This is a genomic window from Paenibacillus sp. NPDC093718 (genome assembly GCF_050279985.1).
In the GTDB taxonomy this organism is placed as follows: domain Bacteria; phylum Bacillota; class Bacilli; order Paenibacillales; family Paenibacillaceae; genus Paenibacillus_AQ.
Genome location: NZ_JBNNUS010000012.1, coordinates 80008 through 93027, shown reverse-complemented (window position 1 = coordinate 93027; position 13020 = coordinate 80008). Strand labels below are relative to the sequence as shown.

The window sequence follows — 13020 nt, the reverse complement described above, 5'->3', positions numbered from 1 at the left end:
TATGAACCCTGTGAGGGGAAAACTCCCCCTGTCGATCTACCATACCGTTGATAGGAAACGATGTAAACCGGTTACTTGCTTAATCACTGTAACATCCATATTTCACTATATCGATCCTTATATGACTCTACCGATAAGATTAACGCTGTTTGAGAACCATTATATATAATAACTGATCGCAATGAATACGCCGAATGATGATAAGTCAGACTAAAAAAGGCACCCTCACGATCATGATGACCATGAAGTTGCCCCATTTGTACCATTAATCACGGCTTATCCTCAATCAGCACCTGCTCTGCCAGAAAATCCGCAAGATGAACGGCCTTTACGCCATTTTGCATGCCGGCACGCTCGATCCCCCACTTCATCTGCAGCAGACATCCCGGGTTCGAAGTCACGATAACCTTGGCTCCAGTAGCCTCCACATGTTCCATCTTGTGATCCAAAAGCGTGGTCGACATTTCCGTCTGGGTCAGATTATAAATGCCGGCTGAACCGCAGCATACCTCAGCCCCCTGCAGCTCGCACATCTGTACGCCCGGAAGCTGCTGCATCAGCTGGCGGGGCTCTGCCTGCACCCGCATCACATTGCGCAAGTGGCAAGAGTCTTGATAGGTGACAGTTATGGCCTCATTCTGTGCGCTTTTCGCATGAACCGGCGTAAGCGGCCTACCGAGGCTGTGCAGCAGCTCGGAAATATCCTTCACCTGATCTGCAAAAAGAACAGCCGCTTGCTGAAGCCGCTCATCCGGTTCGGCATGCATCAGATGATCATATTCCTTCAGCAGTGCGCCGCAGCCCCCCGCATTGCTTGCAATGTAATCCACGTTCGCTTCTCCAAAAGCCCATATGTTCCGGCCGGCCAGCTGTTTGGCATCGTCCATTTCACCGGCATGGGCATGCAGCGCACCACAGCATACCTGCTCCTCCGGAATGACAGTTTCGAACCCGGCCTGACGCAGCAGCCGTACGGTGTTCATGTTCGTAGATGCAAACATGACGTCCATAATGCAGCCACGGAACATACCGACCCGGCCGACCTTGGACCCGGCCGCAGGGATAACCATAAGCCCTGAACCGCTGTCTGTCTTCTCGCGGCGGTAGGGCAAGCCAGCCTTTCTCCACAGCTCTTCCAGGCCATCGCCCGTTACGTCAGGCAGCGCCTTTTCCAGCTGCTGAAGATGGTCGGGAAACAGCTTCATGGCCCCGGAGCTGCGCGCAAACTTCTGCAGCCCGGATTTCTGATAGAACGAAAGCGTCTTGCCGATCAGCTTCAGTCTTCCGCGATGCGGGAATATCCCTTGCAGGAACGTCTTACGGACGACTCGTACCGGCAGCGAATAAGGCTTCTCCGCCGCAATCGCTGCCCGGGTCTGCTCGATCAGCTGACCGTATTTCACGTCGGAAGGACAAGCAGGCTCACAGGCTCTGCAGCCCAGACAAAGATCCATTTGGCTACGAAAACTTTCATCCGGTTCCATCAAACCATCCACGACCGCTTTCATAAGCGCAATCCTCCCCCGCGGGGAGGCAGCTTCGAGCCCTGTCTCAAGGAATGTCGGACAGGCGGTCTGACAAAACCCGCAGCGCATACAGTTCGTCAATTGATCCTCATCCAGCGTCAGCTTCAGCGATTGTGCAAGCTTTTCATGGATTGAATTCATGAGCTATCGCCTCCTCTCACGATGTTTCGATCTTCTGATCCTGATCCGAGATCGAGCCCCGCTCTGCCTGCTCCGTCCGCTCCTGGAAGACAATTCGCTTCCGGGTTTCCGCAAACAACTTGCCGGGATTCATGATCTGATGCGGATCGATCGCATCCTTAATGGATTTCATCATTTGGATGCCGGCTTCGCCCACCTTCCATTCCAGGTAAGGGGCCTTCACGATACCAACGCCATGCTCGCCGGTAATGGTCCCCCCCATGGCAATCGCAGCCTCAAAGATTTCGGCGAATGCCTGCTCCACGCGGTGAATCTCTTCCGGGTCACGGGCATCCGTCATCGCGGTCGGATGCAGGTTGCCATCTCCGGCATGGCCGAATGTGCAAATCTGCACGTCGTATTTCTGTGCGATACGCTGAACTTCAAGCACCATGTCCGCAATCTTCGAACGAGGGACCGTCGCGTCCTCCAAGATCGTGGTCGGCCGCAATCGGGACAGTGCCGCAAGCGCGCTCCGCCTTGCCTCCATTACCTTAGCCCCTTCTTCCGGTGTCTTGGCGATGTTGAGCTGAACCGCCCCGGAGGCGAGACATATCTCCTCCAGCTTCTTCAGATCCCGCTCCACATCATCGACATTGCCGTCCTGCTCGATCGCCAGCATCGCTTTGGCGTGTACCGGCAGTCCGATTTTGGCAAAATCCTCGACCACCTGGAGGGTCGGCTGATCCATAAATTCCAGGGTACACGGGAAAATATGATTCGCTATAATATTCGAAACCGTTCGGGCCGCCGCGTTGAGATCGTCATAGACGGCAACCATAGCCTTCCTGTAAGAAGGCTTCGGAATCAACTTGACCGTGGCCTCGGTCAGAATGGCCAGCGTACCGCCCGATCCTACCAACAGTCGGGTCAAATCGTATCCTGCGGCGTCCTTCACCAGCTTGCCGCCTGTGCGCAGGATGCTGCCGTCCGGCAATACGGCCTCCAGGCCGAGTACGTAATCCTTGGTCGTTCCATACTTCAAGCCGCGCAGACCACCAGCCCCCAGAGCGATGTTGCCGCCCATCGTGCAGATGATCATGCTGCTTGGATCCGGAGGATAGAATAATCCCGTCCGTTCAACTGCCAGATGAAACTGCTTCGTATTCAGACCCGTCTGGAAGGTCGCGGTAAGATTATCGGCGTCGATTTCCAGCAGCTTATTCATACGGGTCATGACCACGATCAGGCCGCCCTGAAGCGGAATGGTCCCGCCGCACAGATTGCTGCCTGCGCCCCGCGTAATTACGGGTATGCGATGTTTTGAGCAAATTTTGACGATGTCGGAAACCTCCTGCGTACTTCCGGGAAAGATAACCCCGTCCGGCATCGCTTGATATAACGGCGTAGCATCATAACTGTAAGAAACGAGGCTCTCCGGATCATCCTTGAACCACTTCCCGCCAACCACGGCGGCCAGCTGCTCGCGAATGACAGATTCCAGCATGTTGTTTCTCCCCTCCCCTATAGGGTTTGACTGTAATAAAGATAATCCACTACTTAACAAATCGGTTCCGACATTATCTATGAACCATCGCTTGGCACTTCCGTTTGCTGGCTTTAATGAATGGTTTATGCACGGTTTATACACCGAGAACCTGGCAAAACCTATCGCCCTGGCATTTCGGCTATATGCGATCATTTTCTCGGCGAGGTACTGCTCACGGTGGCTCTGGTGTTTAAACTTCCTCCCCCTATGGCAGCGCCAGCTTCCCCATAACGGTCGGTCTGTTCGCTCCGGTAGCTGCCGGCAAATTGTTAGGAACGCCGAGCATGAAGTCGTTGCCCAGCAGCGCAAAAATCACGGCTTCCTTGGCATCGTCATCGAAGCCCAGCGCCTTGGAGGTCATGACCTTCTGCTCCGGCAGCAGCTCCCCTAACATCGAGAGCAGCGTCTTGTTATGGGCCCCTCCGCCGGTTACGATCACTTCATCGATTGTGTGGCGAGGAAACACATATTTCACATAGCTATCCGCAATGGAATATGCGGTAAACGCCGTGGCCGTGGCTATCGTATCCTCATCCGAGAGGTTCCTGAGCGCGGCTTGCTCCAGAAACGAAACCGCATAGTTGTGACCGAACAGTTCCCTGCCCGTTGATTTCGGCGGCTCTGCTTGAAAATAGGGATGCGCCATCATCTCCCTTAACAAATCCTGATCCGGGTTCCCCCGGGCAGCCCATGTACCACCTTCATCATAGGATAATCGCCCTTCGGTCAGCATATGGGCCACCGCATCCATGATCATATTGCCGGGTCCGGTATCAAAGGCCAGCACATCCGAAGGATCCGCCCCTGCGGGCAGCGCCGTGCAATTACCGATCCCGCCGATGTTCTGCAGCAGTCTCCCCCGCTCCGGATGCCGAAACAGGATCAAGTCTCCGTAAGGCGCAAACGGTGCCCCTTGCCCCCCAACCGCCATATCGGCGGGCCGGAAGTCTCCTACCGTAAGTTTGCCGGTGTGCTTGGCGATAACGGAAATATCGCCAATCTGTAGAGTCGAAGCGACAGCATAGGGATCACCCTGTTCGGGTATGGGCTGATGCCAAATCGTTTGTCCATGTGAGCTTACCAAATCCACCTCATCGATATGCATTCCGGCATCGGCAACCGCTTCCAATACTGCCGCTCCAAACTGATACCCCAGGTATGCATTCATACTGCAGACAGCTGCGCTATTGGAATTCTCTTCACTGCACAAATCGCGCAGCCGCTGACGGAGCTCCGGTTCGTAAGGCTTGCTATAGTAATGCAGCAGCTCAACCGATGCCTCGAGGCCGCTTCCGTGTATGCGGACGATGGCCGCATCGATGCCGTCAAGTGAAGTACCCGACATCAGGCCGACCACAATGGCCGGCCTGCCCTCCTTCCATGGCGAGAACATCATGTTTTACGCCTCCCCGTACAGCAGATAAGGAGCCCGCATCGTTCTCCACTGCTCCGCATCCGTGCCCCACTCGGCAATCATGCGCTGAAGTCCGGCTTCTTCGTGGATGTGCCGTCGAACTTCCTCGCTGCCCGTCAGTAAATCAATAAAGTACCGATTACGTCCTTCCGGCGGGCTTAGCCACTGGAACTGATCCGGGTACATCCGGCTGACCAGGTGCAGCAGCACAAGCCCTGTGCGCACAGCCTCCACTTCTGCCGGATGAGTGACAAAGAGCATCACCCCGCCGCAGCCTTCGCCCTGATGCTTCGAGAAGGTGGGCGTCATGTACATGGAATGGGCATGAACGCCTGGCAGTCCGTACGAGTTGAACGCCTTAGCCAGCTCTTCCCCATTCACCCATGGAGCGCCGATCCATTCAAACGGCCGGGTCGTCCCCCGGCCTTCCGAAAGATTGGTCCCTTCGAAGAAACAGGTCCCGCTGTACAGCCGCACCGTATCCATCGTAGGAATGTTCGGCGAAGGCAGCACCCACGGCAAGCCTGTGTCGGTATATTCCATGCCGCGCGTCCAGCCTTCAAGTCCGATGACATCCAGATCGCAGCCGGTTCCCCGCATGTCATTGGCCATGCGCGCGAATTCGCCGATGGTCATCCCGGTGCAGATCGGAATTTGCCATCCGCCCACCATGGATTCATATCCCGGCTTAAGGAAACCTCCTTCGCAACGTTCGCCGCCCAGCGGATTCGGTCGATCCAGGACAAGCAAGCTCTTGCCATGTTCGGCGCATGCCTCCATAACATAAAGCAGCGTTGTCATATACGTATAAAAGCGCACGCCAAGATCTTGAATGTCGAAGATGACTGTGTCCACGTTCTTTAGCATGCCGGTATCCGGCTTGCGCCGCGAACCGTACAGACTGTACACCGGCACACCGAATACCGGGTCCACTTCGTCATCCACGTGCTTGCCTGCCTGCAGCTGGCCGCGCAGCCCGTGCTCGCAAGCGAATAAAGCCGTCAGTTCCGACTCGGGCAAGCCTGCAATCACCTCGATAGATGAACGAAAATCCGACGTGAGCCCCGTCGGATTCGTAATGACGCCAAGGCGACGACCCGTGATTTTCTCATGCTTGATGTCCGGCAGCACATCAATTCCGCTTCGCACATTGACTTTTATCATATGCTCACACCTCTCGCTTCCGAGGCGACCACGCCGCCGTCTTCCACCGGCTTGGCCTCTTCCGGATTCAGTACATTATACGTAACCTTATGCTGATATATGGCCCACATGCCGTTAAATAAAAATCCAAAGCCGACGACCGTAACCATCAGCGGAATGGCGACGCAGAAGGCTTGGAAGCATGCGCCCAGCGTATAGGCCGGATATTTCAGGAACAGCTTGACACTGTGGGCCATGGCCTTGAAGATGCCCATCCCCTCCTGAATGACGAGCTGAAAGGTGTAGAATTGGGAGATGAGCGCCATGATGACAAAATAGGTTTGGAACACGCCAATCGCAAGATAGCCAATTCCCTCTTTGCCCCCGTAATACCACCAGGTGGACCATAGGATCAATGTCATCACCACGAAGAAGAAGCCCATTACAACGGCGGGTCCGAGCCCTTTCAGCGCACCTTGAAACACGTCCTTCAGCCTGGACTTCCCCCGCTCCGTCTTGCGGTGGTAGGCATAACAAACACCATAAAAGAGCGGCATATACAGAACCGGCAGCAGCGCCAGCGCTGCCCACAGCGGAACGAACATGACCACCGTCACGAGCACCAGCGAGGTAATCATGCTGTACAAGGCCACCGCCGTAATCTCACGGTAAATCTCAACTCCTGTCTTCTTCAACACATCATTCAGCTTGCGCATAGCTTTCCTCTCCTCTTCGTCGTTGTTTACCAATCGATACGCTGTTCCGTCTCAGGATCGAAGAAATGCACCTTATCGAAATTGAAAATGAAGGTTTTGTCCATGCCCGGATAACCCGTCGTTTCCGGGTGAACCTTCGCCGTAACCGTCCGGTTCCCTACGCGGAAGTACACCAGGTTCTCTGAACCGAGATGTTCAACAACCTGGACCTTCGTAGAGTACTTGTAATCCAGATTGGTTGTGCCCGGCATATCCTCACCCGTAATATGCTCAGGGCGGATCCCCAGGATCAGATGCCTGTTATCGTATTTGCTCAGCGCACCCGCCATCGAATCCGGGATGGTAAATGTGCCGCCTTCCATCCGGAGCACGTTCCCTTCCTTCTGCACATCGATGAAGTTCATCGGCGGGGAGCCGATAAAGCCGGCTACGAACATGTTTTGCGGATTCGCATACAGCTCGGTGGGTGATGCGATCTGCTGGATTATTCCGTTGTTCATCACGACGATCCGCTCACCGAGCGTCATCGCTTCAACCTGATCATGCGTGACGTATACAATGGTGGCTTCCAGGCGCTTGTGCAGCTCGGACAGCTCCACCCGCATCTGCACGCGAAGCTTCGCATCCAGGTTCGACAGCGGCTCGTCAAACAGGAACACCTGCGGATCGCGCACGATGGCCCGCCCTACCGCAACGCGCTGACGCTGTCCGCCGGAGAGCTCGCGCGGCTTCCGATCAATCATCGACTCCAGGCCGAGAATGGAGGCTGCCTGCGACACCTTTTGCTCAATATAAGCCTTGGGCTTCTTCAGATTCTTTAAGCCGAAGGAGAGATTCTCGCGAATGGTCATATGGGGATACAGCGCATAGTCCTGAAACACCATCGCTATATCACGATCTTTTGGGTGAAGATTGTTTACCACTCTGTCGCCGATGATGATATCGCCGGACGTTTGACGCTCCAGCCCGGCAATCATGCGCAGGGAAGTGGTTTTGCCGCAGCCGGAAGGACCGACGAATACCACGAACTCTTTATCATTGATCACAAAGTCCGACCCCGCTACAGCGGTAAACGTCCCTTTGTTGTCGTCTACAAATTCTTTTCGTATATTACGGAATTCTACGCGTGCCATAACTTTGCCTCCTTCTAGCCTTTAACGGCTCCAATGGTGATGCCTTGCAGGAAATAGCGTTGAAGCGAGAAGAACAGGATCATCATCGGCAGTGCCGCGACGGTCGCTCCAGCCATAAGTGCGCCGAAATCGGTCGTGTCCGCATAGACGAAGGAAGCAAGACCGACCTGAATCGTCCTCATTTCCGTCGAGTTGGTCACGAGGAAGGGCCAGAAGAAATCGTTCCATGATGCAACGAACGTGAAAATCGCCAGCACGGCGAGACCCGGCTTCGCCATCGGAAGAATGACCTTCCAGAAGATGCCGAATTCGCCGCAAGCGTCGATGCGCGCCGCATGAATCAGAGAGGTAGGCAGTGATGACATGTACTGCTTCATCAAGAAAATGTTGCCCACGCTGACGATTCCGGGAAGCAGAATCGCCGTGTATGTATTCCCGAGATCAAATACGTCAATCATCAAAATATAGAGCGGAATCAGCGTCACCTGCGCCGGGATCATCATTGTGCTGAGCAAAATCCAGAATACCGCTTTGTTCCCCGGAAACTTCAGCTTCGCAAAAGCATACCCTGCGAGCGAAGCCAGGAATACGTTGGTCACCGTCAGGATAGATGAGATCAATAAGGAGTTAAAGAGCCACCTCATCACGTTGGTTTTGCCAAAAAAACGCTCATACGGGGCTACGGAGAATACCTCCGGTATCATTTTCGGGATAAACGATGCCGCTGACTTGGTGTCCTGCACAGAACCGATCAGCATCCAGTACATCGGAATGATCGTCAGAACGCTCCATACCACCAGGATGACCGAAGCCACAATCAGCATAATCACTTTTGATCTTGATTTCATAGGTGCACCCCCTTTTAGCTTCAGAAATAAACGTTAGTACTCCACGTCGGACGAGAAGTACTTGAACTGAATGATGGAAATGACAATAATCAATGCAGCGAGTACAAAAGATTGCGCCGCCGCGAGTCCAAACTCGTAGAAGTTGAACGCCGTGCTGTAAATCAGATAGGCGATCGTTGTCGTCGCGAAGTTCGGTCCGCCCTGCGTCATCAAATACACCGAGATAAACACCTGGAAGGATGTTATGACACCCGTCACCAGCAAGTATAATGTGGTTGGTTTCATCAGCGGCCACGTAATGCGCCAGAATTTGGACCAGCCGCTGGCATGGTCAATATCGGCGGCTTCATAGAGCGATTTGGGTATCCCGCCCATGGCGGCCAAATAGAGTATAATACCTGCGCCATGCGAACCGAGCCAGTTCATCAAAATGAGTGAAAAGAGCGCGGTGTTCGATTTACCGAGCCATATGACCGGGTCCAATCCGAACAAACCGATGAAACGATTCAACAGCCCGGCATTCGTCGGGTCGTAAATCGCGAGCCATACAACCGAAATGGTGACGCCGGAAGCAACGGCTGGCAGGTACATTGTAGCCTTGAAAAACGTTTGCCATTTGTTCTTCATCTGAAAAATAAAAAAGGATAATGCATACGTAATGACAATGTTGACCGGAACCGTGCCGATCGTGAATATGACTGTATTCTTCATGGATTTCCAGAACACTTCATCCTGTACCATCCGTGTGTAGTTGTCTGTTCCAATCCATTCGGAGCCCATTACGCTGTATTCCTGGAAGCTCATCAGAAAAGCGGAGGCGACCGGGTAAAGCGTAAATATCAAGAACAACAAGACTGGGGCCAGAATGAATAAATACGCCCATCCATATTCGCGTAGGTATCCCTTCATGGGGGGACGTGATGGCCGGGCTTGCGCCGGGGCAGTCTGCATTTGATTTCCTCCTTTGCGCACAGGTGAAGTATTTTCATGAGCCCTTATAGAGCCTGGAGCGATTGGTTTAAAAAGGGAGTGCCCCGATCGTTCCTGCTAAGGACAACGGGACACCCCCTTATAACTTCAATTACTGTCCTAAAATTTGTTTGCCTTTGTCCTTGAAGTCTTGTGCGATCTGCTCCGGCGTCTTCTCACCCGAGAACAGCGCTTGGATATTCGGCTTCACCACTTGCTCCTTGAACTTCTTCTGGTTGCCTGAATCGTCTGCATCAAGGTTCAGAGTCACCGGAATTTCCTTGAAGTTTGCGAAAATTTCCGCTGCCTTAATTGTTGATTCCGTACCGAGTCCTTTACCTTCATAAAACTCCGCCTGGGATTTACGTACGAAAGGCAATACCAATTCATTGGCGGAATTACCGGCTTTCGCCCCGCTCAATCCTTCCATGATCAGGAACGTGTTCTTTGCATGCTCTTCGCCTTTATCCTTCTTCTGTTTGAACGCTACGTAACCTTCACCAAACATAGAGGTCTTCCGCTCAGCCCCGTCATTATGTGGAACCGGAAGCAGAACGAAGTCGATTTTCGCGCCTTGGACCGTACCGCTGTCAATATCCTTCGCACGGTTCTGCAGCATCACGTCATAGTAAGGGATCGCCTTGGACACGATCGCAGCTTCCTCGGCGTAGAACAGGTCCATCCGTTTCGCCGGCGTAATCGCGGCAGTCTCGGCAGGCATATGACCGGCTTTCATCAGGTCCGACACGAATGTCATCGTATCCAGAATCCGCTCGTCGTTCCATTGGAACTCGCCTTTATCGTTCAATACGTCCGGCATGCCGTTGCTGCGTGTCAGCATTTCCATGAAGTCCAGGGAAGTGCCGTCCGTTACCAGTGCATACTGCATATTGCCATTAGGAAGCTTCTTGGTCAGCTTCTCGGCAGCTGCCTTGAACTCGGTCCATGTCCAGCCCTTCTCTTGAATGGCCTTCCAGTCGATTCCCGCTTCTTCGAGGATCTTCTTGTTGCCGCCCCAAGCCCAAAGGGATTGGTACAGCGGAAGCCCATATTGTTTGCCCTGGATTTGACCCAGCTCAAGCGTTCCCGGCAGGTAGTCATTTTTGATCTCGTCCGTAATATAAGGGGTAAGCTCCAGGGCAAGGCCCGTATCCACATAAGCTCCATCCACCGCGTGGAAATAGAGGTCAGGCGGGTTACCGGCATTCAAGGCCACATCGAACTTCTTCGGACCTTCAGCCCAGGAGAGCACTTCGGTTTGGACTGTAATGTGCGGATATTTTTCTTTCAGATCCGCTACATGCTCTTTCAACTCATCTTCGTATTTACCATGTACCGGATAAGTCCAGACGACAACCGTATCCTGCTTCGGTGCGGCTTCACCGTTTCCTTCCGAAGTGGTTCCTGTTCCGCCTTCCGGAGTCTTCGCCCCGCCGGAACCGCCGCAAGCTGCGGTAAACACGAGCATTAAAGAAGCCAACAATGTAAGCCAACCTTTTTTCTTCATGTACTACTCCCCTTATCATTTATATATTTGTGGTTTTCGCTATGAACTACAACCGCTTGATCGCTTGCCGGCTCTCATCCAGGTATTTCACTGAATTCTCGTAATTCCGGCTGGCGACGCCAAGATATAAAATATCGATAAGATTAAGCTGCGTAATACGAGAGGACATCGCGCCACTGCGAATCTCGTTCTCCGTGGAGGAAGTGTACAAGGGAATGTCCACCGATCGGCTCAGGGTAGAATCGCCGTATTTGGTAATGCCGATCGTCTTGCATCCCTTCTCCTTCGCAATAGCTGCTGCGCGGATTACTTCATCCGTTTCACCGGAGTAGGAAATGCATACGGCCGCATCATCTGGAGTCAGCAGCACCGCCGAGGTGAGCTGAACGTGAGGGTCCGGGAATGATATGCATACCTTATTAATCCGCAAAAATTTCTGTTGGGCATCCATCCCGATCAGATTTGAAGCCCCTACCCCGAACATGAAAATGCGCTTTGACTGATCGAGGGCCAGAACGGCCTCTTCCACCTTCCCTTCCTCCATAATCTTCATCGTATCCCGAATCGATTGAATGTTGTTGTTCGAGACGTTCTGTATAATTGCAGAAATGCTGTCATTGGGCCGGATATCCTGATATCCGGTGGCTAATGGCTCCTGCAAGTCTCCGGCTACCTTCAGCTTCAGATCCTGATAGCCTTTGAAACCCATCGTTTTGCACAGGCGCACAATGGCAGCCTGACTGGAACCGCTTCGGACTGCAAGATCCGCGACCGACATCTGTATCATCTCTGCCGGTTCCTGCAAAATGAAGGCTGCAACTTTGCGCTCGGACGGATTTAATGAATCATACACCTCACGCAATCGAACCAATCCGCCGTTCATTTCTTGCCCCCCTTTACAAATCATCCTCTGACGGTCACTACTATGTAATATTACTTTACACATCTTGAATGAAAGCATGACTGGTATCGCTTTCACTATCAGTGGATTGAGTTCATTATAAATTGTATGAAATTATATTTCAATACATAACTCATGATTTAAAATTTTATTTTACAACACTTCTGTTTTCTCCTATACTGGATATAGAAAGCGAAGTGGTTCAATATGGAAATTTTCATCGGTGTTGATGGTGGCGGTACCAAGACTGAAGCAACCGCTATCAATAGCGCTGGAGAAGTGTTGTCCCGGTATACCGGAGGTTCCACCAATCCTTATATTGTAACCTTTAATAAAGCGATGGAGGAACTCCGAACGGTGTTGGATGGGCTTCTGGCACCTCTTTTTGATAAGTCATTATTATTAACATCAATATGTCTTGGAATGTCAGGTGTAAGCTCTGCAGAAGAACGACGCCAAGTTCAGTCTTTCCTTCATTCCTTTTTCCAGCAGCGGCAGCTCTCGATGCATATTTACATGTGCTCAGAAGCCGAAATTTCATTAATGGCCGTACTGGAACGTCAGTATGGAATCCTTGCCATATCGGGAACCGGATCCAATACCTACGCTATAACCAAATCGGGAGACATCCACCGCGTCGGTGGCTGGGGACATCTTCTTGGAGACGAAGGCAGCGGTTATCAGATCGGACTTCAGACTCTGAAAACTGTCATTAAGAGCCATGAGGGCATTTTGCCACCCACCATCATGAGCAGCTTGATTGTTGCAGCCTATCCTCTCCAGCATATTACCGATCTCAAATCCTACATTTATCAGCCCGCTATAACGAAACAGGATATCGCTTCCTTCGCCCGCTGCTGCATAGAAGCAGCCGAAGCCGGTGATGAAGCGGCAGACCGTATCATCCGGCAGCAGGCAGCAGAACTGGCCGATACAACAAGCGCTCTCATCAGGCAGCAAGCTGAATTCACTGAGAGTGAACTCGTGCGGATCGGCTCGATCTTCAAGCATTCGCCATTGTTTCGGGAAACGTACGCCGGCATTCTGCTATCGCGTTATCCCCGCCTCCGGTTCCCCGAAGGAAATCGTGAACGTACACCCGCCCATGGTGCGGCTCTGTTAGCCTGCAAGCTATTTACAGACGGCGTCTCTGACTTGCTGTAGCTTTACATCAGTGCCCGTCCATATTCCAAG

Annotated in this window: 11 protein-coding genes; 1 reads left to right on the top strand and 10 read right to left on the bottom strand. The window is 52.7% G+C overall.

Annotated elements, in window-relative coordinates; translation table 11 throughout:
* Positions 1–269 precede the first annotated feature (269 nt).
* From ACQKPA_RS28190 to ACQKPA_RS28145, 10 genes are all read right to left on the bottom strand, one after another.
* Positions 270–1667, bottom strand: coding sequence for a (Fe-S)-binding protein (locus ACQKPA_RS28190; protein ID WP_427495728.1), 1398 nt, complete (start codon positions 1665–1667; stop codon positions 270–272).
* A 16-nt stretch (positions 1668–1683) separates the two neighbouring features.
* Entirely contained in the window at positions 1684–3153 is a 1470-nt protein-coding gene (locus ACQKPA_RS28185; RefSeq protein WP_427495727.1) for an FAD-linked oxidase C-terminal domain-containing protein, read from the bottom strand.
* 247 nt (positions 3154–3400) lie between these two features.
* On the bottom strand, positions 3401–4591 hold the full coding sequence (locus ACQKPA_RS28180; protein ID WP_427495726.1) for an anhydro-N-acetylmuramic acid kinase: 1191 nt from the start codon (positions 4589–4591) through the stop codon (positions 3401–3403).
* A 3-nt stretch (positions 4592–4594) separates the two neighbouring features.
* The gene (locus ACQKPA_RS28175) at positions 4595–5773 is read right to left on the bottom strand and encodes an exo-beta-N-acetylmuramidase NamZ family protein (RefSeq protein WP_427495725.1); all 1179 of its coding nucleotides are present in this window, start codon (positions 5771–5773) and stop codon (positions 4595–4597) included.
* On the bottom strand, positions 5770–6468 hold the full coding sequence (locus ACQKPA_RS28170; RefSeq protein WP_427495723.1) for a hypothetical protein: 699 nt from the start codon (positions 6466–6468) through the stop codon (positions 5770–5772). Before ACQKPA_RS28170 ends, ACQKPA_RS28175 begins: the two co-directional genes overlap by 4 nt.
* Before the next feature lie 26 nt (positions 6469–6494).
* On the bottom strand, positions 6495–7601 hold the full coding sequence (locus ACQKPA_RS28165) for an ABC transporter ATP-binding protein (protein WP_015737552.1): 1107 nt from the start codon (positions 7599–7601) through the stop codon (positions 6495–6497).
* A 14-nt stretch (positions 7602–7615) separates the two neighbouring features.
* Complete coding sequence (locus ACQKPA_RS28160) at positions 7616–8449, bottom strand: carbohydrate ABC transporter permease (RefSeq protein ID WP_113059487.1); 834 nt, start codon at positions 8447–8449, stop codon at positions 7616–7618.
* 33 nt (positions 8450–8482) lie between these two features.
* The gene (locus ACQKPA_RS28155) at positions 8483–9400 is read right to left on the bottom strand and encodes a carbohydrate ABC transporter permease (protein WP_427495722.1); all 918 of its coding nucleotides are present in this window, start codon (positions 9398–9400) and stop codon (positions 8483–8485) included.
* Positions 9401–9530: 130 nt separating this feature from the next.
* Entirely contained in the window at positions 9531–10925 is a 1395-nt protein-coding gene (locus ACQKPA_RS28150) for an ABC transporter substrate-binding protein (RefSeq protein ID WP_427495721.1), read from the bottom strand.
* 46 nt (positions 10926–10971) lie between these two features.
* The gene (locus ACQKPA_RS28145; RefSeq protein WP_036643553.1) at positions 10972–11808 is read right to left on the bottom strand and encodes a MurR/RpiR family transcriptional regulator; all 837 of its coding nucleotides are present in this window, start codon (positions 11806–11808) and stop codon (positions 10972–10974) included.
* Between the two features lie 225 nt (positions 11809–12033).
* On the opposite strand from ACQKPA_RS28145, the gene ACQKPA_RS28140 reads away from it, so the two are divergent.
* Complete coding sequence (locus ACQKPA_RS28140; protein ID WP_427495720.1) at positions 12034–12990, top strand: BadF/BadG/BcrA/BcrD ATPase family protein; 957 nt, start codon at positions 12034–12036, stop codon at positions 12988–12990.
* Positions 12991–13020 lie beyond the last annotated feature (30 nt).

Bases quoted from the DNA above. Each gene is read 5' to 3' on its own strand.
- ACQKPA_RS28190 (WP_427495728.1), bottom strand. From the start codon at position 1,667: ATGAATTCAATCCATGAAAAGCTTGCACAATCGCTGAAGCTGACGCTG.
- ACQKPA_RS28185 (WP_427495727.1), bottom strand. From the start codon at position 3,153: ATGCTGGAATCTGTCATTCGCGAGCAGCTGGCCGCCGTGGTTGGCGGG.
- ACQKPA_RS28180 (WP_427495726.1), bottom strand. From the start codon at position 4,591: ATGATGTTCTCGCCATGGAAGGAGGGCAGGCCGGCCATTGTGGTCGGC.
- ACQKPA_RS28175 (WP_427495725.1), bottom strand. From the start codon at position 5,773: ATGATAAAAGTCAATGTGCGAAGCGGAATTGATGTGCTGCCGGACATC.
- ACQKPA_RS28170 (WP_427495723.1), bottom strand. From the start codon at position 6,468: ATGCGCAAGCTGAATGATGTGTTGAAGAAGACAGGAGTTGAGATTTAC.
- ACQKPA_RS28165 (WP_015737552.1), bottom strand. From the start codon at position 7,601: ATGGCACGCGTAGAATTCCGTAATATACGAAAAGAATTTGTAGACGAC.
- ACQKPA_RS28160 (WP_113059487.1), bottom strand. From the start codon at position 8,449: ATGAAATCAAGATCAAAAGTGATTATGCTGATTGTGGCTTCGGTCATC.
- ACQKPA_RS28155 (WP_427495722.1), bottom strand. From the start codon at position 9,400: ATGCAGACTGCCCCGGCGCAAGCCCGGCCATCACGTCCCCCCATGAAG.
- ACQKPA_RS28150 (WP_427495721.1), bottom strand. From the start codon at position 10,925: ATGAAGAAAAAAGGTTGGCTTACATTGTTGGCTTCTTTAATGCTCGTG.
- ACQKPA_RS28145 (WP_036643553.1), bottom strand. From the start codon at position 11,808: ATGAACGGCGGATTGGTTCGATTGCGTGAGGTGTATGATTCATTAAAT.
- ACQKPA_RS28140 (WP_427495720.1), top strand. From the start codon at position 12,034: ATGGAAATTTTCATCGGTGTTGATGGTGGCGGTACCAAGACTGAAGCA.